The 22,440-nt window shown below is 69.1% G+C and carries 19 protein-coding genes; 6 read left to right on the top strand and 13 right to left on the bottom strand.

Translation table 11 applies throughout. The features are described 5' to 3' along the window. Positions 1–22: 22 nt before the first annotated feature. The 5 genes from Y590_RS14055 to Y590_RS14035 all read right to left on the bottom strand — a co-directional run bounded on the left by Y590_RS14055 (position 23) and on the right by Y590_RS14035 (position 4,705). Entirely contained in the window at positions 23–307 is a 285-nt protein-coding gene (locus tag Y590_RS14055; protein WP_060770393.1) for an acylphosphatase, read from the bottom strand. A gap of 274 nt (positions 308–581) precedes the next feature. Continuing rightward, complete coding sequence (locus Y590_RS14050) at positions 582–1,013, bottom strand: gamma-glutamylcyclotransferase family protein (RefSeq protein WP_003599285.1); 432 nt, start codon at positions 1,011–1,013, stop codon at positions 582–584. A gap of 191 nt (positions 1,014–1,204) precedes the next feature. Further along, complete coding sequence (locus Y590_RS14045) at positions 1,205–3,208, bottom strand: acetyl-CoA carboxylase biotin carboxylase subunit (RefSeq protein ID WP_060770392.1); 2,004 nt, start codon at positions 3,206–3,208, stop codon at positions 1,205–1,207. Positions 3,209–3,435: 227 nt separating this feature from the next. Then, the gene (locus tag Y590_RS14040) at positions 3,436–3,894 is read right to left on the bottom strand and encodes a hypothetical protein (RefSeq protein WP_060772298.1); all 459 of its coding nucleotides are present in this window, start codon (positions 3,892–3,894) and stop codon (positions 3,436–3,438) included. A gap of 172 nt (positions 3,895–4,066) precedes the next feature. After that, positions 4,067–4,705 (bottom strand): L,D-transpeptidase, encoded by a 639-nt coding sequence (locus Y590_RS14035; protein WP_060770391.1) that lies wholly within the window; start codon positions 4,703–4,705, stop codon positions 4,067–4,069. Between the two features lie 124 nt (positions 4,706–4,829). On the opposite strand from Y590_RS14035, the gene Y590_RS27340 reads away from it, so the two are divergent. Beyond that, entirely contained in the window at positions 4,830–4,952 is a 123-nt protein-coding gene (locus tag Y590_RS27340; RefSeq protein WP_286161744.1) for a hypothetical protein, read from the top strand. Between the two features lie 53 nt (positions 4,953–5,005). Beyond that, positions 5,006–5,935, top strand: coding sequence for a histone deacetylase family protein (locus Y590_RS14030; RefSeq protein ID WP_060772297.1), 930 nt, complete (start codon positions 5,006–5,008; stop codon positions 5,933–5,935). 355 nt (positions 5,936–6,290) lie between these two features. On the opposite strand, the gene ribB is transcribed toward Y590_RS14030, so the two are convergent. The 4 genes from ribB to Y590_RS14005 form a co-directional block, all read right to left on the bottom strand. Continuing rightward, complete coding sequence (gene ribB / locus Y590_RS14020; protein ID WP_060772296.1) at positions 6,291–7,367, bottom strand: 3,4-dihydroxy-2-butanone-4-phosphate synthase; 1,077 nt, start codon at positions 7,365–7,367, stop codon at positions 6,291–6,293. Between the two features lie 42 nt (positions 7,368–7,409). Further along, positions 7,410–8,501: a chorismate synthase gene (gene aroC / locus Y590_RS14015; RefSeq protein WP_060770389.1), complete on the bottom strand. Its 1,092-nt coding sequence runs from the start codon at positions 8,499–8,501 to the stop codon at positions 7,410–7,412. A 65-nt stretch (positions 8,502–8,566) separates the two neighbouring features. Next, a complete protein-coding gene (locus tag Y590_RS14010; RefSeq protein WP_060770388.1) occupies positions 8,567–9,160 on the bottom strand; it encodes a DUF3578 domain-containing protein in 594 nt (197 codons plus the stop codon). Further along, entirely contained in the window at positions 9,157–10,290 is a 1,134-nt protein-coding gene (locus Y590_RS14005) for an anhydro-N-acetylmuramic acid kinase (RefSeq protein WP_060770387.1), read from the bottom strand. The genes Y590_RS14010 and Y590_RS14005 overlap by 4 nt, the downstream gene beginning before the upstream one ends. Positions 10,291–10,431: 141 nt before the next feature. On the opposite strand from Y590_RS14005, the gene tyrS reads away from it, so the two are divergent. Next, positions 10,432–11,703, top strand: coding sequence for a tyrosine--tRNA ligase (gene tyrS, locus Y590_RS14000; RefSeq protein ID WP_060770386.1), 1,272 nt, complete (start codon positions 10,432–10,434; stop codon positions 11,701–11,703). A 60-nt stretch (positions 11,704–11,763) separates the two neighbouring features. Here tyrS and Y590_RS13995 read toward each other — a convergent pair whose 3' ends face one another. Together Y590_RS13995 and Y590_RS13990 are read right to left on the bottom strand one after the other, a co-directional pair. Beyond that, positions 11,764–12,840, bottom strand: a complete 1,077-nt coding sequence (locus Y590_RS13995) for a fatty acid desaturase (RefSeq protein ID WP_060772295.1) — start codon at positions 12,838–12,840, stop codon at positions 11,764–11,766. A gap of 563 nt (positions 12,841–13,403) precedes the next feature. Continuing rightward, the gene (locus Y590_RS13990; protein WP_060770385.1) at positions 13,404–16,841 is read right to left on the bottom strand and encodes a YhdP family protein; all 3,438 of its coding nucleotides are present in this window, start codon (positions 16,839–16,841) and stop codon (positions 13,404–13,406) included. A 150-nt stretch (positions 16,842–16,991) separates the two neighbouring features. Here Y590_RS13990 and Y590_RS13985 point away from each other — a divergent pair, with 150 nt between their 5' ends. Together Y590_RS13985 and Y590_RS13980 are read left to right on the top strand one after the other, a co-directional pair. Beyond that, positions 16,992–17,459 carry a peroxiredoxin gene (locus Y590_RS13985; RefSeq protein WP_060770384.1) on the top strand — a complete coding sequence of 156 codons (468 nt, stop codon included), beginning with the start codon at positions 16,992–16,994 and terminating at the stop codon, positions 17,457–17,459. A 174-nt stretch (positions 17,460–17,633) separates the two neighbouring features. Continuing rightward, positions 17,634–18,809 (top strand): M23 family metallopeptidase, encoded by a 1,176-nt coding sequence (locus Y590_RS13980; protein WP_060770383.1) that lies wholly within the window; start codon positions 17,634–17,636, stop codon positions 18,807–18,809. A 41-nt stretch (positions 18,810–18,850) separates the two neighbouring features. On the opposite strand, the gene prfB is transcribed toward Y590_RS13980, so the two are convergent. Continuing rightward, positions 18,851–19,979 (bottom strand): peptide chain release factor 2 gene (gene prfB / locus Y590_RS13975; RefSeq protein ID WP_135298672.1). Its coding sequence is split into 2 segments (ribosomal slippage): positions 18,851–19,909 and positions 19,911–19,979, totalling 1,128 coding nucleotides; the frame shifts between segments, so codons are not numbered across the junction. 76 nt (positions 19,980–20,055) lie between these two features. Between prfB and Y590_RS13970 the strand changes: the two genes are divergently transcribed. After that, positions 20,056–20,550, top strand: a complete 495-nt coding sequence (locus tag Y590_RS13970; RefSeq protein ID WP_060770381.1) for a ribosomal maturation YjgA family protein — start codon at positions 20,056–20,058, stop codon at positions 20,548–20,550. A gap of 146 nt (positions 20,551–20,696) precedes the next feature. Here the strand turns inward: Y590_RS13970 and Y590_RS13965 are convergent, their stop codons facing one another. After that, on the bottom strand, positions 20,697–22,400 hold the full coding sequence (locus tag Y590_RS13965; RefSeq protein ID WP_060770380.1) for a lysine--tRNA ligase: 1,704 nt from the start codon (positions 22,398–22,400) through the stop codon (positions 20,697–20,699). Between the last annotated feature and the right edge of the window lie 40 nt (positions 22,401–22,440).

Raw genomic sequence — 22,440 nt, 5'->3', positions numbered from 1 at the left:
GGTGGGCAAGCCCTCGACCTGTCTAGGCGCGGATGTTGAAACCCGCGCCCGGAGCGGCCTCGGCCTCCTCGCTCACCTCGATGCCGTCGACGCGCGCCGCGAACGGACCGCGCCGGCAGGCGGCGAGCAGCGCATCGACGGCCTCGGCGGGCCCGGAGAACAAAGCTTCGACGGTGCCGTCGGGCAAGTTGCGGACCCAGCCCGCGACGCCGTGCCGGTCCGCCTGTTTCTTTGTCCAGGCGCGGTAGGACACGCCCTGCACGCGGCCGCGGATCACGACACGGATGGTCTTGTCGTCGGTGCTCACGATGGAGGGGACTCCCGGTTCCGTGCCGGAGCCGGGAGCCTCGCGCTTCCGACTAGCGGGTGGCCATGGCGGCGGAGGCCGGCGCGGCCTCGGTGCGGCGCGCGGCTGCCGCCTGCGGAGGGTCGATGAGATACCACGCCAGTGAGATGAAGAGCACGCCGTCGATGAAATTGCCGAAGCAGCACGGCGGATAGCGGGCTGCCGAGGAGGTTCCAGCCGAAAGTCGCGCAGTGCAAGTACCAGGGGTCGCTTCGAGCCGTGCGCGATGCGCGGGTCAGGCCGGAGTTCGGCGCTGCCAGCCGCGGATCTCCTGGAGGTAGGGCCCCGGCAGTTGAGCCGCCTGCCCCGCCGCGAGCACGGCTTCGAGATAGCCCGGCCGCGGCAGGCCGCCGGCTCCGCTGCGGCCGAGATAGATCAGGGCGCGCTTCGTGCCGCCATCGGTGACGATCGGCTGATAGGCCTTCACGTAGAGGCCGCCGGCCACACCCTCGTAGCGGTCGAGGGCCGGCACGTCGGAGAGCGCCAGTTCCCACAGCACGCCCCACACCGTGGCGCCCGGCGCGCGCACCACGGAGGCCCAGCCCTCCCGCATGATGATGAAGCGGTGCCGCGGCAAGCGCCCGCGCCCGATCAGCTGCGAGGCCGGGCAGCGCTGGGCCATGGCGGCGGCGTCCATGTTGGCGCCGTAGGCGAAATAGAGCGGCATATCCTTGAGGGCGGATGGAGGGGCGTGCCCGCTCTCCGGCGGATGCGGTCGAAGACCGAGGCGATCCGCCCCCGATCCCTCTCGTGCGTCGTCAGTCCGGACGTTCGGGGAAAGGAGAAGCGGTCGGGCAGATCGCGAAATCGTCGCGCCGCCGGACCGCTTCGCTCACGATGGCAGGCGTGTTCTGCCGATCAGGCGAATTCCAGGATCACCGCATCGACCGCGAGGCTGTCACCTTCTTTCGCGGCGATCTTGGAGATGGTGCCGTCGCGCTCGGCGCGCAGCACGTTCTCCATCTTCATCGCCTCGACGATGGCCAGCGGCTCGCCGTTCTTCACCTCCTGGCCCTCGCTGACCATGATCTGCTTGACCAGGCCGGGCATCGGGCAAAGGAGCTGCTTGCCGGAGCCGGCATTCTCCTTGACCGGCATCAGGTCGGCGAGTTCGGCCTCGCGGCGGGTGAAGACCCGCGCTTCCGCCGCCGCGCCCGCATGCTGCAGGAACACGCCGTTGAGGAGCGGGCGCACCTGGATCGCGACCGACTGATCGCCCACCGTACCGCTCCAGACCGGCGCGCCGGGGCGCCACGCGCTGCGCACCGCGGCTGTCGTGCCGTCGTCGAAGGTGACGAGGAGGTCGTCGCCTTGCGTATCGACGGTGACGTTGAAGCGCTGGCCGGAGAGCACCACCACGCGCTCGCGCTGGAAGGTCAGCAGGCTCGGGTCGCGCATCTGGCCGGAGATGCCGCGCTTGCGGATGTTGAGCTTGTGGTCGATCGCCGCCGCCACCGCCGCGAGCCGATGGGCGACCGGCCCCTCGGGCTCGGGTGCGATGAAGCCGTCCGGGAACTCCTCCTTGATGAAGCCCGTCGAGAGCCGGGCGTCGCGCCAGCGGGGATGGGCCATCAGGGTGGCGAGGAAGGGGATGTTGTGGCGGATGCCCTCGATGGCGAAGGCGTCGAGCGCGGTCGCCTGCGCGTCGATGGCCTCCAGGCGGGTCGGCGCCCAGGTCACGAGCTTGGCGATCATCGGATCGTAGTGGATCGCGATCTCGCCGCCCTCCTCCACGCCGGTATCGTTGCGCACGGTCGCCCCGCCGAGCGGGCCCTCCTCCGGCGGCTGGTAGGTGGTCAGCCGGCCGATCGAGGGCAGGAAGTTGCGGGTCGGATCCTCGGCATAGACGCGGCTCTCGACCGCCCAGCCGTCGAGCTTCACCTGATCCTGCGTCAGCGGCAGCTTCTCGCCGGCGGCCACCCGGATCATCAGTTCGACGAGGTCGAGCCCGGTGATCATCTCGGTGACCGGGTGCTCCACCTGCAGGCGGGTGTTCATTTCGAGGAAGTAGAACGACTTGTCCTGGCCGGCGACGAACTCGACGGTGCCGGCGGAGTCGTAATTCACGGCCTTGGCGAGCGCGACCGCCTGCTCGCCCATCTTGCGGCGGGTCTCTTCGTCGAGAAGCGGCGACGGCGCCTCCTCGATGACCTTCTGGTTGCGGCGCTGGATCGAGCACTCGCGCTCGCCGAGATAGATCACGTTGCCGTGCTTGTCGCCGATCACCTGGATCTCGATGTGGCGCGGGTCGGTGATGAATTTTTCCACGAAGACGCGGTCGTCGCCGAAGGAGGACGAGGCCTCGGACTTGGCGCGGGCGAAGCCCTCGGCGACCTCGTCGGCCGATTCGGCGATGCGCATGCCCTTGCCGCCGCCGCCCGCCGACGCCTTGATCATCACGGGATAGCCGATCTCGTCGGCGATGGTCACGGCGTGCTCAGGGCTCTCGATCACGCCGAGGAAGCCCGGCACCGTCGAGACCTGCGCCGCTGCTGCGGCCTTCTTCGACTCGATCTTGTCGCCCATGGCGGCGATGGCGCCGGGATTGGGGCCGATGAAGACGATGCCGGCTTCCGCCAGCGCCTTCGGGAACGCCTCGCGCTCGGAGAGGAAGCCGTAACCCGGATGGACCGCCTGGGCGCCGGTCTGCTTGCAGGCGTCGATGATCTTTTCGATCAGAAGGTAGGACTGCGCGGCGGGCGCCGGGCCGATATGCACCGCCTCGTCGGCCATCGCGACGTGGACCGCATCGCGATCGGCGTCCGAATAGACCGCCACCGTCTTGATGCCCATCTTCCGGGCCGTCTTGATGATGCGGCAGGCGATTTCGCCCCGGTTGGCAATCAGGATCTTATCGAACATCGCAGCCGCTTCTTGAGGGAGACTGTCCCGACCTGCCCCTCCCGAAGGCAAGCCCGAACGCATCCCGATAAAGCACTTAAGCGGGAGACGGAAGCTGTGCTGCACGCCCCAAAAGGCCAGCTTCGGTGAAATCCGATTGAGGGGCCGTCAATTCGAATTTCGATGGTGCTCGGATGCTGGCCGCGGAACCGATGCCGTGGGTGCATCTGGGCTCAAAACTGAATTCATCATGCAGCGCAGGGCATGCGACCGGTGCGGCAGGCGACGGCCTTGGCCGTTGCGCTTTTAGCGGTCGCGCTCTTGGCCTTGAGGGCGAAGGCGATCAGCGTCTCGTCGCTGGTCTCGGCCTCGCGCACGATCTCCATGGCGATGCGGGCGCCGAGCGCCGTCGGGCCCTTGCGGCCGGCGATGGAGGCGGCGAGCCACGCGGACATCTCGCGGGTGATGATGCCGGTGGGGCGCTCGCCGTAGACGGCGAAGTTCACGACTTCCGCCGTGACGAAGGCGGAGAAGCCTTCGTGGGTGTCGGCGACGGCGCGGTCCAGCGCCAGCAGCAGGTCGGCCTCTTCGCGGCCCATGATGCCGTCGGGGAGGATGTCGCGGGCGAGTTCGCGAACATCGTCCTGGTTCAGGCTGCCGGCATCGACGATGCGGGTGCAGAACAGTTCAAGCGCAGTGTTGGTCATGGTCTGGTGCCTCTCGAGCTCGTTGTCGCCGGTGTTCGTCCGTGTCTGTGCTGACATTACGGACCGACAACGCTCGAAGAGGTTAATGGCCAAATCTGAACCCGTGTTCAGGTAAACGGCTGCTCACGATTGAGCCTTTCGAAAAGCTTGCTTGTTCGAAGTAAGACTCTCTTCAGCGAACCACGACCTTCGTCCCGACCGGCACGCGCTCGTAGAGGTCCATCACGTCCTCGTTGAGCATGCGGATGCAGCCGGAGGAGACCGCCTGCCCGATGGTCTCCGGCTCGTTGGTGCCGTGGATGCGGTAGAGCGTGTCCCGCCGGTTCTGCGCGAGATAGAGCGCGCGGGCGCCGATCGGGCTGAACGGGCCGCCCTCCAGGCGCGACGGCAGATCCGGGTGACGGCCGATCATCTCCGGGGCCGGGTTCCAGTCCGGCCATTCGAGCTTGCGGTCGATCTCGGCCCTCCCGGTCCATGCGAGCCCCGCCCGCCCCACCGAGACGGGGTAGCGCATCGCCTTGCCGCCGGGCTGCACGAGGTAGAGCCGCCGCTCGGCCGTCTCGACGACGAGGGTGCCGACGGGCTCCCGAGTCGCGAAATCGACGGTGGTGCGGGCCAGCGTCGGATCGAGGGGCGCTTTTGGCGCGAGCTTCATCCAGGCGGCATCCCGCTCCGGCCCCGGAGGCAGTGGCGGAACGGCGGGCCGTTCGGCGACGATGGGGACGGGTTGTGCGACCTGCGCCGTCTGCGACTGGCAGGCTGCCAGGGGTATGAGGCCCACGAGAAGAGCGAGGGCGGGCGAAGGGCGCATGACGGGTGGCCGGTCGTTCGAAGGAAGCCACCGCAGGTTGAAGGCGCGTTTGTGGCCAAGCTTGGACCGCGATACGGCCGGTTGTGGACGAGATCGATCCGGGCCCCTGTCCCGGTTTGCGTTGTTGCGCACGGGCGACAAGATCGACAAGTTCGAGAAAACAAGGGCGGTGGCAGGTCCGGCGCAAGATCGGGCGCACCGCATCGGCAACAACACGCTCGCCCCGCTTTCGCAGGGCGGCACGTGACGAGGCGGCGCGCCCGAAGGGCATCACCGTCTTGGGCACCGGGAGAAACGGCCCTGAGCACCCTGTACGTCACCCATCCGAGCGCGGTCGAACACGTGGTCCCGACCGGCCATCCGGAGCGGCCGGCCCGCATGCAGGCGGTCGAGCGCGCCCTCGAGAATGAGCGCTTTGCCGCCCTCGTGCGCTGCCACGCCCCGAAGGCGGAGGCTTCGGTCGCCGAACTCGTCCACCCCGCGTCCTACGTCGAGACCATCGTCGCTGCCTCGCCCGACGAGGGCTTCTTTCAGATCGACGGCGACACGCTGATGTCGCCGGGCTCGCTCAACACCTGCCTGCACGCCATCGGCGGGTCGAACCACGCCGTCGATGCGGTGATGAAGGGCGAGTGCGCCAACGCCTTCGTCGCCATGCGCCCGCCCGGCCACCACGCCGAACGCGACCGCGCCATGGGCTTCTGCCTGTTCAACCACGCAGCGATCGCCGTGCGCCACGCTCAGACGGCGTTCGGTGCCGTCCGCGTCGCGCTGGTGGATTGGGACGTCCACCACGGCAACGGCTCGCAGGATATCTTCTGGGCCGACAAGACCGTGATGTACGCCTCGACCCACCAGATGCCGCTGTTTCCGGGCTCCGGCGCCACGGGTGAGCGGGGCGACCACGACACCATCGTCAACGCGCCGCTCAAGGCGTTCGACGGCAGCGAATTGTTTCGCGAAGCGTTCGAGGCGCGCATCCTGCCGCGGCTCGAGGCCTTCGAGCCCGACCTGATCGTGATCTCGGCGGGGTTCGACGCGCACAAGCTCGACCCGCTGGCCAACATCCAGCTCGACGAGGCGGATTTCGGCTGGGCGACGCGGCGGCTGATGGAGGTGGCCGACCGCCATGCCGGCGGTCGCGTCGTGTCGATCCTGGAGGGCGGCTATAGCCTCGACGGCCTCGCCCGCTCGGTCGCCGCCCACATGGATGCGCTGATGGGGCGGTGACGGGACCGCCCCCGCTGTTTTGCCGACCGGTGCGCCAGGATCAGGGTGATGAGCACGGCGGCGACGCTGAGAAACATCACGCTGCCGAGGATCGCCCCGGTCACGGCATTCGCGGACACATAGGTTCCGGCGACGCGGCTCAGCGCGGGCACGACCCCGTGCCGCTCGGAAGCACGGCCGGGATGCCCGCAGGACGGGCAGGCCAACGCCTTCTCCGAGACGCGGTGATCGCAGGCGGGACAGGGGACGAGGACCATGCACGCTCCATTTCCGCCACCGGCGGCGAGGGAGCCGCCTCGAAAAGGAACTGGGAACGGCCGCGCTTGCCCGCGAGGGGCCGCGGGGCCGCCGGCCTTCAGCCCTCCAGCGGCTCCTCGCTGACCAGTTCGATGCCGAAGCCCGACAGGCCGACATAGGACCGCGTCGAGGAGGACAGGTTGCGGATCGAGACGACGCCGAGGTCGCGCAGGATCTGCGCGCCCAGGCCCACCTCGCGCCACTGGCGCACGCGCTGGGCCTCGGCGCCCTCCTCGGCGTAGCGGTTGAGCGGCACGCCCGCGGTGCCGTCGCGCAGATAGACGAGGATGCCCCGGCCCTCCTTGGCGAAGCGGCGCATCACCGAATCGATCTGCCGCCCGCCCTCGATCACGTCGGCGACGACGTTCGAGCGGTGCAGGCGCACCGGCATGTTGCGTCCGTCGCCGATGGCGCCGTGTACGAAGGCGAATTGCTGGATCGGCTCGAAGGGCGTGACATAGGCGTAGCCGGTCATCGCTCCGAACTCGGTCTTCACCGGGAAGGTGCCGACCCGCTCGACCAGCCGGTCGCGGGCCTGCCGGTAGGCGATCAGATCCGCCACCGAGACCCGCTTGAGGCTGTGCTGCTCGGAAAACGTGTCGATCTGCGGCCCTTTCATCACGGTGCCGTCGTCGTTGGCGAGTTCGCAGATCACGCCGACCGGCGGCAGACCCGCCAGCTTGCACAGATCGACCGCCGCCTCCGTATGCCCGGAGCGCATCAGAACGCCGCCGTCGCGGGCGATCAGCGGGAAGACGTGACCCGGCCGCACGAAGTCGCCCGCACCCATGTTGCCGTTGGCGAGCGCGCGCACCGTGTTGCAACGCTGCTCGGCCGAGATGCCGGTCGTGAGCCCGTGGCGCACATCCACCGTCACGGTGAAGGCGGTGCCGAGCGGCGCGTCGTTCGACGCCACCATCGGGTCAAGATGGAGACGGCGCGCCTCGGCCAGAGTGATCGGCGCGCAGACGATGCCGCAGGTGTTGCGGATGATGAACGCCATCTTCTCCGGCGTGCAGAGCGAGGCGGCGACGACGAGGTCGCCCTCGTTCTCGCGGTCGTCGTCGTCGGTGACGACCACGATCTCGCCGCGGGCGAAGGCTTCGATGGCCTCGGTGACGCTGCAATGGGGCACGGGCTTCGTCTCGTTCAACGGTTTGGAGAGGGGCGGTCGGCGTCAGCCGACCTGCCCGCGATGGCGCAGATGGTGATCGGCCAGCACGCAGGCCATCATCGCCTCGGCGACGGGGACGGCGCGGATGCCGACGCAGGGGTCGTGGCGGCCCTTGGTGATGAGATCGATCTCGGCCCCGTCGCGGTTCACGCTCTGGCGCGGGGTCAGGATCGAGGAGGTCGGCTTCACCGCAAACCGGACAACCACCGGCTCGCCCGACGAGATGCCGCCCAGGATGCCGCCGGCATGGTTGGCGAGGAAGCGCGGGCGGCCATCATTGCCGGCGCGCATCTCGTCGGCGTTGTCCTCGCCGCGGAGTGCTGCGGCGGCGAAGCCGTCGCCGATCTCGACGCCCTTGACCGCGTTGATCGACATCATCGCAGCGGCGAGATCCGCGTCGAGCTTGCCGTAGATCGGTGCGCCGAGGCCGGGCGGCACGCCCTCGGCCACGACTTCGATCACCGCGCCGACCGAGGAGCCGCTTTTGCGGATTTCGTCGAGATAGGTCTCGTAGAGCGCTGCCGCCTTCGCGTCCGGGCAGAAGAACGGATTTTGGCCGACCTGCTCCCAATCCCAGTTCGCGCGGTCGATCGCGTGCGGCCCCATCTGTACCAGGGCGGCGCGGATGGTGATTCCGGGGATGACCTTGCGGGCGACGGCGCCGGCTGCGACCCGCGCGGCGGTCTCGCGGGCGGAGGAGCGCCCGCCCCCGCGATAGTCGCGGATGCCGTACTTGGCGTCGTAGGTGAAGTCGGCGTGGCCGGGGCGGTAGCTGTCGCGGATTTCGGAGTAGTCTTTCGAGCGCTGATCGGTGTTCTCGATCATCAGCGCGATCGGCGTGCCGGTGGTGAGCTGTCGCCCGCCGGTGCGGTCGTCGCTGAACACGCCGGACAGGATCTTCACCTGATCCGGCTCGCGCCGCTGCGTGGTGAAGCGCGACTGGCCGGGCTTGCGCCGGTCGAGTTCCGCCTGGATCTCTTCGGCTTCCAGCGCGAGGCCGGGCGGGCACCCGTCCACCACGCAGCCGAGCGCCACCCCGTGGCTCTCGCCGAAGGTTGTGACGCGGAACAGGTGGCCGAAGGTGTTGTGCGACATGGCGCGCGTGCCTTAGCGCGGGATGCCGCGAAGGGCCAGCTTTTGGCTGCGGCGCCTCCCCTGCTTCAGAGTCGGAGCCCGCCCCGCGCCTTCAGCGCCCGGTAGGCGGCGATGCCGCTGGCGAGATCCGCGCGCAGCCGCCGCTCGTCACCGAGTTCATGGCGATCGTAGGTCAGCCCGAGGATGTGGGCCGCCTCGTAGCCCTCGGGCAACTCGCCCGCGCTGCCGAGCGTGATCGTCGGGACCGGCAGGACATCTGAGAAATCCGAGAGCCGTTCCCGCAGCCGGGCCCCGCCGGCGCGCAGGTGCTCGCCCGAGCGCGGTCCGTGCTCGCGGATCGCCGCGACGGTCCCCTGCGCCAGCGAGAGATGCACCGCCTCGCGATGCGCCGGGAACAGGTAGACGAGGTAGTAGCCGCGGGTGGCGCTCGTCGTCACGGCGGGGTCGAACACCGCAAGCCATGGCACCGCGGCCCAATGGCTGCCGCGGCCGGGGCTACCCTTGACGAGGAACGGCCCGTCGAGGGGTGCGAGGACCCGGCGCAGCTCGTCCGGCGCGGCTTTTCGAATCACGTGCGCGAGCGGATGCCTCGCGGGCGGGTCGAGCCGGGCGAGCGGGTATTCCTCGATGATGCGGCGCAGGGCGTAGCCGAGGCTCACGGCTCGGAGACGATCCCACCGGTGACCGGTTCGCTGACGCCCGTGGTCGTTGGATAGGTGAGCGGCAGGCCTTCCAGCGCCCGCAGGGCGAGATAGGCGAAGGCCTGGGCTTCGAGAAAGTCGGAGGACCAGCCGATCGCGTCGGCGTTCAGCACTTCCGCCGCGAGGAGCCGTTCCAGCATCACCATCAGCGTCCGGTTCCTCGCGCCCCCGCCCCCGACGATCCAGCGGGTCGGGCGCTCGCCGGCGAAGGCGAGGCTGCGGGCGACGGCGTGAGCCGTGAAGGCGGTGAGCGTCGCCGCGCCGTCCTCGACCGTGAGATAGCCGGCGAGACGATGCGAGAACCAGTTGCGGTCCAGCGATTTCGGCGGCGTGCGCAGGATCAGCGGATGGCCGAGCAGGTTCTCGAGCAGGTTTTCGTCCACCGTACCGCGGGCGGCGGTGGCGCCGTTCTCATCGAAATCCCGGCCCGTGCGCTCCTTCATCCAGTCGTTGATCGGCCCGTTGCCCGGCCCGGTATCGAAGGCAAGCATGTTGCCGCCGGAATCGATCAGGGTGGCGTTGGCGAGGCCGCCGATATTGAGGATGCCGAGAGGCCCGGCAAAGCCTGCGGCCTCGGCCAGCGCCTTGTGGAACACCGGCACCAGCGGCGCGCCCTGCCCGCCCTGCGCCACATCGTTGGCGCGCATGTCGGACACGACGCGGATGCCGAGACGCTTGGCCAGGGCCGCACCGTCGCCGATCTGGACCGTGAGGCCGAGCTTCGGCCGGTGGATCACCGTCTGGCCATGGAAGCCGACGACGTCGATATCCTCGGGCCGAAGGTCGTGCTCCGCCAGGAACGCTTCGATGGCCTCGGCATGGGCGCGGGTGACGAACGCGTCCGCCTCCGCGAGGCGTCCCGGCCGGTCGGTGCGCGCCCGCAGCCCTTCCGCGTCGCGGGTCGCCTCGCGCAGCAGCGCCTGCTCGGCCTCGGCATAGCCGCGATAGCCCGTCGGGCCGAGCGGCGCGACCAGGCCGTTGGCGGATTTGACGAGGCGGATACACTCGCCGTCGCTCTCGATCAGCGCCACGTCGATCCCGTCGAGAGATGTGCCGCTCATCAGGCCGATTGCGCGCTTCATCGCCATGGCCGCCCCTGTCCCCCCAAAATCCGGGCTCGTGCCTTTCGCGGCCTGCCCTGCTAAGAGCGCGCGCGAGCGCTTCCCCTCGCGGGATAGCATTGCGGCCGCGCCCCTGTCGCGCCGCCAAACCATCCGAGACCGATCACCATGACCGCCGAGAGCTTCGCGCCGAAATCCGACTTCATCCGGGTGCTGCAGGAGCGCGGCTACATCCATCAGGCCTCCGACCTCGCCGCCATCGACGCGCTGGCGGCGGAAGGGGGTCTGACCACCTATACCGGCTACGATTGCACGGCCGCCTCGCTCCATGTCGGCCACCTGCTCTCGATCATGATGCTGCACTGGCTGCAGACGACAGGCGGCAAGCCGGTCGTGCTGATGGGCGGCGGCACCACGCGCGTCGGCGACCCGTCCGGCCGCGACGAGACCCGCAAGATCCTGACGCTGGAGCAGATCGAGGCCAACAAGGAAGGCATCAAGCAGACCTTTTCGCGCTTCCTCTCCTTCGGAGAGAGCGGAAACGGCGCGATCATGGTCGACAATGCCGAGTGGCTGACGAAGCTCAATTACATCGAGATGCTGCGCGACATCGGCCGGCACTTCTCCGTCAACCGTATGATGTCGATGGACAGCGTGCGGATGCGGCTGGAGCGCGACCAGGAGCTGTCGTTCCTCGAGTTCAACTACATGATCCTGCAGTCGTACGACTTCGTGGAGCTAAACCGCCGCTTCGGCACCCGCCTGCAGATGGGCGGCTCGGACCAGTGGGGCAACATCGTCAACGGCATCGATCTCGGCCGCCGCATGGGCACGCCGCAGCTCTACGCCCTGACCTGTCCGCTCCTGACCACGTCGTCGGGCGCCAAGATGGGCAAGACCGCGGCCGGCGCCGTCTGGCTCGATGCCGGGATGCTCAGCCCTTACGATTACTGGCAGTTCTGGCGGAACACCGAGGACGCCGATGTCGGCCGCTTCCTCAAGCTGTTCACGCTGCTGCCGCTCCCCGAGATCGAACAGCTCGCCGCGCTTCAGGGCGCCGAGATCAACGAGGCCAAGACGATCCTCGCCACCGAGGCGACGGCGCTGATGCATGGCGCGGAGGCCGCCGCCGCCGCCGCCGAGACCGCCCGGAAAACCTTCGTCGAGGGGTCGCTGGCGCAGTCCCTGCCGACGATTCCCGTGCCGTCCGCATTGCTCGAGACGGGCCTCGGCGTGCTCACCGCCTTCGGCCCGGACTACGCCAAGCTCGTCCCTTCGACCAGCGAGGCGCGCCGCCAGATCAAGGGCGGCGGCCTGCGGGTCAACGACGTGCAGGTGAGCGACGAGAAGGCGGTGCTACGAACGGAAGACCTGACGGCGGAGGGGGTGATCAAGCTCTCGTTCGGACGCAAGAAGCACGTCCTGCTGCGGCCGGAATAGCCGATCCGCCCGGCCAGGGGTCCGCACCACGGGCCCCTGATCGCTCCGCGTCCCCGCGCCTCAGGCGGCCTGAAGCCCGCGCACACGGGCGAAGCCGACCATCTTGCGGGCCTCTTCGTCCCAGAGCGCCAGCTTCAGGCAGCGCAGGCTGTCGCGCAGGGTCAGGCGGCCCACCCGCCCGAGAACCTCGTGGCCGTCGAGGCATTCCTGCAGGCGGTAATTCGGGATGCGGCTGTTGAGGTGGTGGACGTGGTGCAGGCCGACATTGCCGGTGAACCACTGAAGAACCCGCGGCAGCGCGTAGTAGGAACTGCCGCCGAGCGCCACGCGGTGGAAGTCCCAAGCGTCGGCTTCCTCCCAGACGGTCTCCTCGTACTGGTGCTGGACATAGAACAGCCAGCCGCCGATCCAGGCGGCGACGGCGATCACCGGCACGAATGTCCAGAGCACCGGTCCGATGCCGCCGGCCGCGAGCGCCAGCACCGCCAGAGCCACGAGGAGCACGGCGTCGAGCGCCAGCACGTCGCGCCACGCCGTCCGCCACGGGAGCCCCACGCCGAAGGGCAGGCGCTGCAGGACGAGGAAGTTGATCGGCGAGCCGAGCACGATCAGGATGAACGGATTGCGGTAGAGCCGGTAGCGCAGCCGGCCCCAGCGCGACAGCGCGAGATACTCGCGCACGGTCAAGGTATGAACGTCGCCCGTGCCGCGGCGGCTGAGATCGCCGGTCGTGGCGTGATGCAGGGCATGCGCGCGCTTCCAGCTGTCGTAGGGCGTCACCGTCAGCAGGCTCAGGGCGCGGCCGAGCCCATCGTTGCCGCGGCGTGACGGCAAGAACGAGCCATGCCCGCAATCGTGCTGGATGATGAAGAGCCTCACCAGCAGGCCGCCCGCCGGCACGGCCAGCGGCAGGGCGAGAAGCGCGTAGCCGTTCGCCGCCGCGCCGAGCATCACGGCGCAGAGGATCAGATAGGGCAGCAGCGTATCGGCCACCTGCCGAAGGGCCATCCGGGGAATTGGTTCGCGGAACGCGGCGCAGTGTCGGGCCACCTCCCGCGCGAGCTTCGCGTCGTCGGTTCGGGCGTCCTCGTCCGCGAGCCGGCCTGTCGCGGTCGGGTTCGATGGTTGGGCGATCACAGTGGCCGGCAATCCTGTTCGTCGAGCGCCTTGCGAGGCGGGATAGGCGTGCAAAGGAAGCAACTCGCTTGATGCGACCGTACCGCTGCGGTCGGTCCCGCTTCCACGGTCCGACATTGAGGTCCTGGCCAAGCCGGTCCGGGGTGCGACCCGCTGAGCCGTGACCTCACGGGGATTGCGTTGGAAGGAGGACTGTCCGCGCCCTTCGATGTCGCTGCAATGAGCGCCGGACTTGGACGCGGGAGCCGTCACCGGTCAGGTCGTTCGAACCGGTTGGCCTCAACGCCGTATGCGAAAGGCCGATCCTTGGAAAGGCGCGACTTGAAGCACCGTCCCGCCGCCGATCCGCCCCGCGCGGGTTTGCGATACGGGCTCTTCGTGAGCTCTTGCGCCTCCGTCATGAGGCTCAACGCGCCCAGTGACGGTGCGCCACACAGCGCCGTTGTGCCGCGTCGCGGCAGATCGAAGCTGACCTCCGGCCCCGTCCGGATGTGGTCCGCTCGACCATCCGATCCCAGCCCCGGCCGTTCTCTCGATGAGGTCAGGACAGCGGCGTCCGATCCCTACTGCTCCGGTCCGCCCTGCCCGGCCCCATTGGCGAAGGTATCGCCGCTGCCGGCGCCGAACAGCTTGCGCAGGAAGCCGGGGGCCACCGCCGAGAGCGGGTTCACGTTGACCGTCGGCTTGGCGATGGGCCCCGAGACGTTGAAGTTCACCGCGAACAGGCCCTCGTTGCTGCCGCCGGCCAGCAATGGCCCGAACAACGGCACCTGCGCCACCACGTTGTTGAGCCCGTAGAGCGGCACGAAGGTGCCGTCGATCTGCGTGCGCTCCTTGGCCGTGTCGAGCCAGCCGGTTGCGGTGAAGCCCATCGCCGCGTTCGAGATCGCTGCGTCGGAGAAGCTCACCCGCGGGCCGCTGCGGGTGAAGTTCGCGCGCATCTTGTCGAAGCCGACATCGTTGGCGTTCGGGGCCGCGCGCCGTCCGTCCGAGGGCAGCGGGGCCTGGGCGACGATGCTCGACAGGGCGGGCTCGTTGCGCAGGGCAAAGTCCTTGATCTGGACCACGCCGGCCTGCGGACCGTCATTGAGATAGACGTTGAGCGCGAGCCGCCCGCCATACATCCGCTTGTAGATGTCGAGGAAGCGGAGCGTCGCGCCGGAATCGGCGGAGTCGAGGGTCAGCAGCGGTGCGCCGCGCTCGCTCCGGACCACGGCGCTGAGCGGGGAACCGCCGAAACGGCCCTTGAACTGGGCGGCGCGCAGATCGCCGCCCTTGAAGCTTGCCTTCAGCGTGGCGTTGGTAAGCGACTCGCCGTTGAAGCCGGAGACGATGTTGGCGGCGACATCCGCCTCGATGTCCTTGCCGGGATCCTTGCTGCCTTTGCCGTCATCCGTCAGGCCCTTGAGGAAGGGCCGTGCATCGAGGACGGCGCCCTTCACCGCGACCTTGTAGGTCGAGCCGGCCCGGTCGAGGCTGACGCGCATATCGTCGCCCGGCGAGAGCTTGAGCGCCGTCAGGTCCGCCCGTTCGAGAGTGCCCTCGGCCGAGATCGTGGCGCTGCCTCGGGCGAGGGCGGGGGCGGCGTCGAGGGTGATGTCGCGCAGCTCCATCCCGCCGCCGGCCGCCTCCACCAGGGTGAAGCCGAGGCGCCCGGCCTTGCCCGCGGGTTTGCTCCAGCCGGGCATCAGACCGTTGATCGAGGCGCGGGTCAGGTCCGCCTCGACCCGGGCCGGTGGCTTGCCGGCGGAGGCGGGACGCCCGACCGGCACCACGACGCGGGCCGGGATGATGCCGCCGAGCTGCGGCGCGGTCGGCAGGCCGCGCTTGGCGCGGAAGGCGTCGTCGAGGTTCAGGCTCACCACCGCCTCGCCGGGTGTGCCGGGCTTGGGCTGCTTCAGGTCGATGGCGACGGCGGTGCCGAGCAGCCGCCCATCGCCCTTGAGGGTGAAGCCGCTGCGGTCGAAGGAGAGCGTGAAGCGGCCCGCCTCGAAGCGATCCTTGCCGACCGCCTTGTCCATGCTGAATTCGGTGACCGAGCCGGTGAGCGTCACCGGCATCTCGGCGAGATCGGGCACGTGCTTGAGGTTGATCGGCACGTCGAGGCGCAGGTCCGCCTTGCCCTTCAGCGTGGCCGGGTCGATGTCGACGCCCGTAAATCCCTTGAACATCGGGGTTTCGAGGAGCGCGGCCAGCGAATCGACGGAGCCGGACAGCCGCAGGCCGAGCTGGGCGATGATCTTGTCCGGCTGCGGATCGCGGATCAGGAAGGAGGCGTTCGAGATCGTCAGGGCCCGCGTGTCGGAGAGGCGGATCTCGGCGGTGGCGTTCTGGATCGTCGTGCTGCGGCCGGTGATCGTACCGGTGACCCGGCCGTGGCTCAGGGGTGGCGCGTCCGGAGAGATGGTCAGGCCGGCATCCGAGACCGCGAAGATCACGTTGAGCGCGGCATCCGGCATCGGGTCGCCACGGGTCGCGGCAGCGAGTTCCGGTCCGCTCATGTCGATCTGGATGTCCGCCTGATCGAGCCGTCCGCCGCGCAGTTCGTCCACGAGGTAGTTGCGCACGCCGGGCGCGATGTTCTCGGGCCAGAGCCGCATGGCCTTGCGGCCATCGGTGTCGTTGGCGACGATGTGCAGCGTGATGCCCTCGTCGTCGGCTCGCGTGCCGACCGTCCCGCTCAGGCGTCCGTTCAGGCCCTCGCCCGTAAGCGCGATCGACTCGATGTTCACACCTCCGGCCCGTCCGGTGATCCGCCCGCTGATCTCGCCGATGCGGAAGGACGGGTCGCTGCGGGCGGCGCCGCGCAGAAGCGCGTCCTTGCCGGCGAAGTCCAGGGTCCACGCATCCTCGGCACCGGGCGGGCCGATGGCGAAGGCGCCGGTCAGGTGCGCGTCGTTGCCGCCGCCCTTGTAGTCGATGGCGGAGATGGCGAGCGCGCGCTGCGTTTCGTCCCAGCTCGCCTCGGTGCGCAGCTCGTCGACGACGACGGGGTTGAAGTCCTTCTCGTCGATGAGGAGGGTACCGCCGCCGGTCTTCACCTCGGCCTTCATCGTCTCGATGCGGCCACCCGACAGCGCCACGTCGGCCCTGGCCGAGAGCTTGAGGTCGGTCTCCACCGGCATCTTCGAGTGGCCGGACAGCAGCAGCAGATCGGTGATGGGCAGGTCGTCCAGGGTGATGACGCCCGCGCGCCGCCCCTCCCCCGCCTCGTGGACGCGCCCGCCGAAGCGCCACTCGCCGTGGGGTCCGTCGATGCGCAGCTCGAACACCCGCGAATCGTCGCTGGTGCCGCGGCGGAACAGGCCGTTCACCCGCTCGAAGGTGGCCTGGTGCCGGGCGTCGTCGACGAGGGTCAGGCGCCCGTTGGTGATCCGCGCCCGGTCAAGGGCGCCGATAACGCCGGCCGGATCGAGCACGACGCCGAAGATCGAGGCGACCGCCGCCGAGACCGGCGAGACGGTGCCGCGGGCGGCGTCCACGCTCGGCAGGGTATGGGGCTTGGCCGCCTCGCCTTGCGACGGTGACGAGGCGGCGAAGGCGATGGACCCGTCATCATGGACGAGGGCGGTCATCTCGATGTCGCGGAATTCGATGGAGCGCGGCTGGACCGAGAGGCGCAGCAGACTCCACGTATCGAGGCTGACCACCGCAAGCGGGGCGCGCACCACGAGCGCGCCCTCCGGGTTGAAGATGTCGAGCCCGCCGACTCGGAGTGCCAACGAGGATTCGCTGTCGAGCTCGAGCGCGCTGTCGCGCAACGCCACGCGCCAGCCCGGACCGAACCGGCTCGCGACCGCCTCGGCGACCTGATGCGTCAGTCCGTCGATGCGCAGCGGACCCTGCGACAGCCGCAGGGCAACGAGCCCGCCGCCGAGGCCGACCAGGAAGACGAGAAGCAGCGCGCACCACAGCACCGGCCGCCGCCGACGGCGCGCTTTGCGCGGCGCAGGCGCCTCGACCGCCTCCTGGAGCAGGGTCCTGGCCGTTTCCTGATCCATCACTCGTTCGCTGCTACACCCGTAGGTTCGGGCGAAGGTCCGTTTGCCGCGGCGGCTTTCCTCAGGATTCAAGCCACTCCGGCATGGCGTCCCGGTAAGTCTGCGTGCATGGGATCAGGCACACCATCAATCGGCCGAAAGGAAGGCGAAATGCCGCTAGAGACCGGCAATGCCGCGCCCCTGTTCTCGTTACCCGGAGCGGGCGGCGAGACCATCTCTCTCGAGAGCCTGCGCGGTCACAAGATCGTGCTTTATTTCTACCCCAAGGACGATACGAGCGGTTGCACCCTTGAGGCGCAGAACTTCAACGCCCAGAGCGAGGCTTTTGCGGCAGCCGGTGCCAAGGTGGTCGGTGTCTCGCCGGATTCCGTCAAGAGCCACGATAAGTTCAGGGCGAAGTATGGCCTGACCTTCCCGCTCGCCTCCGACGAAGCGAAATCGATGCTGGAGACTTACGGTGTCTGGGTCGAGAAGAGCATGTACGGCCGCAAATACATGGGCGTGGAGCGCACGACCGTGCTCATCGACCGCGAGGGACGGATCGCGCGGATCTGGCACAAGGTGAAGGTGCCGGGCCATGTCGAGGAGGTTCTGGAAGCCGCCAAAGCCCTGGCCTGACGACGGATCGCACGCTGGCATCGTCCCGAAAGACGGTCTTCGGCTTTCGGGACGACGCAATCTCCTGAACCGGCGCCTCGTGTCTCGATGCGGGCAGCCGATCGCTAACAAACGCGAGGCTTCCTTAACCTTAATCGTCTGTGATCGGGCCCGTCTCCGAACGTCCGACGTGCCATGCCATCGACTGCTCAGGCCCGCCGCAGCGCCGGCCTTTCCCCTCTCTCCCAGCGCCGTCTCGTCCTGGCGCTCGGCCTCGGGCTCGCCGTCTCGACGCTCTGGGCGGCTGCCGCGAGCTATTACCTCGTCTTCCACGACGAGATGCTGGCCCGCTTCGTCTCGCGCCAGAGCGCGATGCAGTTCACCTACGAGGAGCGGATCGGCACCCTTCAACGCGCCCTCGACCGCGCGGCGGCCGAGCGCAACGCGGAGCGCGGCAGCGTCGAGAGCCGGCTTTCCGCCCTGACCGAGCGGCAGGCCCTGATCGAGAAGCGCCATGGGCTGCTCTCCGGTCTGGGTGGAGCCGCAGCACCCATCGATTTGCCGCCGCCCGCGCCGATCCCGGTCGCGGAGCCCGCGGCGCGTGTCCAGAAGCCGTTCCCGACACCGGAACTGCGCATGGGCGGCGAGGACCGGGCCGAGGCCGCCGGCCGCGTCTCGTCCGCGCGCCTGTCGCGCCTGGAGGATGCGCTCCATCGTGTCGCCGAGGCGCAGTCGCGCGCTGCGGCCGGCATCGCCCTTCAGGCCGGGCGCAGCGCCGAACGCTTCCGCGACCTGATCGCCCGCACGGGTCTGTCACCGGCCCGGTTCGATCCGCCTCCGGGCGGCGTCGGCGGCCCTCTCGTTCCCCTTGGGCCCGATGCCTTCGAGCAGGCGCTAGCCGAGGCCCGGCGCCAGATCGAGGAGGAGACGCATCTGCGCCGGGTGACCGCCGCCCTCCCCTTCCGCCAGCCGCTTCCGGGTGAGATCGCCCTCACCAGCAGCTTCGGGGCCCGGCTCGACCCTTTCACCCGCGGCTACGCGCTCCATACGGGGGTGGACATGCGCGCCGAGACCGGCGCCCCCGTCCGGGCCACCGCCGCCGGGCGGATCACGGCGGCCGAATATGCCGGCGGCTACGGCAACATGGTCGAGGTCGATCACGGCCGCGGCCTCGTCACGCGCTACGCGCACCTGTCCGGCACCGCGGTCTCGGTCGGCCAGCGGGTCGAGGCGGGGAGTGTCGTGGGATTCGCGGGCTCGACCGGCCGCTCCACCGGCAGCCACTTGCATTACGAGACCCGCATCGACGGCGAGCCGGTCGATCCGCAGCGGTTCCTGAAGGCCGGGGCGCAATTCGTCTTCGCGGATTGACGCCGGATGTCCCCTCCCCGCGAGGGGAGGAGACAGGGGAGTCAGTCGATATCCGCGACGTCTTCGCTGCCGCCGAACACGCGTTGGGCCAGCGAGGCTTCCATGAACGGGTCGAGGTCGCCGTCGAGCACCTCGTCCGGATCGGTCGATTGCGTGCCCGTGCGCAGATCCTTCACGAGCTGGTACGGCTGAAGCACGTAGGATCGGATCTGGTGGCCCCAGCCGATCTCCGTCTTCGAGGCCGCCTCGGCGTTGGCCTTCTCCTCGCGCTTCTTCAGCTCGGCCTCGTAGAGCCGGGCGCGCAGCATGTTCCAGGCGGTGGCCCGGTTCTTGTGCTGCGAGCGCTCCTGCTGACAGGCCACGACGATGCCGGTCGGGTTGTGCGTGATGCGCACCGCCGAATCGGTCGTGTTGACGTGCTGGCCGCCCGCGCCCGACGACCGGTAGGTGTCGATGCGGCAGTCCGATTCCTTGATCTCGATCTCGATCCGGTCATCGACGACCGGATAGACCCAGACGCTCGCGAAGCTGGTATGCCGCCGCGCGTTGGAATCGTAGGGCGAGATCCGCACGAGCCGGTGCACGCCCGACTCGGTCTTGAGCCAGCCATAGGCGTTGTGGCCCTTGATCAGGAGCGTGGCGCCCTTGATCCCGGCCTCTTCGCCGTCGGTCATCTCGACGATCTCGACCTTGAACTTCCGGCGCTCGGCCCAGCGGGCATACATGCGCTGGAGCATGTTGGCCCAATCCTGGCTCTCGGTGCCGCCCGCGCCCGCATGCACTTCGAGATAGGTGTCGAAGCCGTCGGCCTCGCCCGAGAGCAGGGTCTCGACCTGCCGGCTCGCGGCTTCCTTCTCGACCGCCTTGATCGTGGCCTCGCCCTCGCTGATGGAGGCTTGGTCGCCCTCCATCTCGCCGAGTTCGATCAGCGTCGCGCCGTCCTCGAGATCGCGTTCGAGCTTCTTGATCGCGGTGACGGCCTCGTCGAGCTCCTGGCGCTCGCGCATGACCTTCTGTGCGGCCTCCGGATCGTTCCAGAGGTCGGGATTCTCGGAAGCTGCATTCAGCTCCGCGAGACGTTTATCGACGGTGTCCCAGTCAAAGATGCCTCCTCAGCAGCCCTATAGACTGCTTGGCGGCATCCGAGGCCTGTTCGATCTCGGCGCGCATCTGGTGTGAAACTCGACTATCGGTGTGGCCCGGGGTGATACCGGGCGCGTTCCGCGCTGTAAACCGCCGGACCGCGATGCCGAGCCTCCGATCCCGCCGCCCTCTCCTCTTCGCCGCCGTCCTGCTCGTGATCGCGGCGGGCGTCGGCGTGCGCTATCTGCCGCTCGGCCTGCCTCGGGAGATCGTGAAGTACGGGGGCTCGGTCCTGTGGGGCGCGATGGTCTACGGGCTCGTCGCCCTCGGCCGGCCCTCCGCCCCGGTCCTGCGGCTGGCGGCGGTCGCCCTGATCGTCGCCGTGCTGGTCGAGCTGTTCCGCCTCGTCCACACGCCGGGGCTCGACGCGTTTCGCTTGACGCTGGCGGGGCAGTTGCTGCTCGGCCGCCTTTTCTCACCATGGAACGTCGCGGCCTATGGCGCCGGCATCGGGCTTGGGGCGGCGCTTGATCGGAGCACACGGCGGCTCGACGGGCGGCGGAAGGTTGCCGATGCGCTGGCGATGCCGGGCGCCGCGGAGATCGATTTTGAGCCGCCTCGCGCGAAGTTCGGTCGCCGGCCAGCCGATTTCTCGTGATGTGAAGTGGCCAGCGACGAACCGGCCGGCGTGGTTCAGCCCCCTGACAAGGTCCGCACCACCGGCCGGTTCGGCGCGATCAGGGCAGCGAGAACGCCGAGGATGCCTGCCAACGCCCCCATCCTCCGCATCGGCCCCGCCCCGGCTCAGGCCGCCGCAGCCTTGCGGCTATCGAGGAAGGCCGCGTGCTCGGCCACCAGCGCGCCGCTCAGCGCTTTCTCGATCAGCGCCCGGGTGCCCGCCACGCCGTAGAGCGCGATGAACGAGCCGAAGCGCGGCCCCTGCGCCTCGCCGAACAGCACGTTGTAGATCGAGGCGAACCACGTCTTCGAGACGCCGGGCCGCCCGTCCGGGCTCTTGGCCTTGCCCGACAGGTCGGGGAAGTGGCGCCGGCCGACCTCGTAGACGATCGCCTGCAGCGCCTCCGGATCGGTCGAGCCCTCGTGCTCCTTGAGCGTGTCCGCGAGGTCGCGCAGGGCCGCGGCCTCGTCTTCGGTGGGCGCGCGGTACTGCTTCTGCGGGCGCACGAAGTCCCGGTAATAGGCGAGCGCCCGCGTCACGAGGCCGGCGAGCCGCGGATGCGTCTCCGGCCCGACATTCGGCGCGTAGCGGCGGATGAAGCCCCACAGCACCGCCTCGTTCTCGGCATTGGCCACCGCCACGAGGTTGAGGAGCATGCCGAAGGAGAGCGTGGTGCCGGCCTCGTCGATGGTCTCGACGGCCGGCGGCGCGCCCGCGTGCAGGTGCCAGACCGGGTTGCCGAGCCGGTGCTTCGCCTCCTGGCCGGCGAAACGGCCGAGAAAGTTGTCGTACTCGTCGACGTGGCGCGGGATCACGTCGAAGAACAGCCGCTTGGCCTCGCGCGGCTTGTTGTACATGAACAACGCGAGCGACTCAGGCGTGGCGTAGGTCAGCCACTCGTCGATGGTCAGGCCGTTGCCCTTCGACTTCGAGATCTTCTGGCCCTTCTCGTCGAGGAAGAGTTCGTAGTTGAACCCCTCCGGCGGCTCGGCGCCGAGGGCGCGCGCGATCTGGCCCGAGAGCTTGACCGAATCGATCAGGTCCTTGCCGGCCATCTCGTAATCGACGCCCAGCGCCACCCAGCGCATCGCCCAGTCGGGCTTCCATTGCAGCTTGACGTGACCGCCGGTCACCGGCGTCTCGTAGGCCTCGTTCGTTGCCGGATCGCGCCAGACGATGGTGCCGGTGCTTGGGCGTACCTCTTCGATGGCCACCTGCATCACGTGGCCGGTGACGGGGTGGATCGGCAGGAACGGCGAGTAGCTCGCCGAGCGCTCGGCCCGCAGCGACGGCAGCATGATCGCCATCACCGCCTCGTAGCGCTCCAGGACGAGGCGGAGCGTGTCGTCGAAGAGGCCAGCCTTGTAGCACGCGGTGGCCGAGCGGAACTCGTAGTCGAAGCCGAAGGCGTCGAGGAAGCGGCGGAGTTCCGCGTTGTTGTGGGCGCCGAAGCTGTCATGCGTGCCGAACGGATCGGGGACCTGGGTCAGCGGGAGATTCAGGGCCTCGGCCAGCCGCTCGCGGTTCGGCACGTTGTCCGGAACCTTGCGCAGGCCGTCCATGTCGTCGGAGAAGGCGATCAGCCGGGTCGGCACCGCGTCCTTGGTCAGCACCCGGAAGGCGTGGCGTACCATGGAGGTGCGGGCGACCTCGCCGAAGGTGCCGATATGCGGCAGGCCCGAGGGGCCATAGCCGGTCTCGAACAGAACCTCGCTCTTGGGCTTCTTCTCCAGCCGCGCCACGAGCTTGCGCGCCTCCTCGAACGGCCAGGCGGCGGCAGAGGCGGCAGCCTCCAGAATGTCGGGGTCGAGGCGGAGGGGCGCGGACATCACAAGCAAGCTTTTCGGGGTCTGGACAAGCGCCGCGCCG

The sequence above is a fragment of the Methylobacterium sp. AMS5 genome (genome assembly GCF_001542815.1).
In the GTDB taxonomy this organism is placed as follows: Bacteria; Pseudomonadota; Alphaproteobacteria; order Rhizobiales; family Beijerinckiaceae; genus Methylobacterium.
Note: the sequence above shows the minus strand (reverse complement) of the source record. Positions and strands in the feature narration are given on the sequence as shown.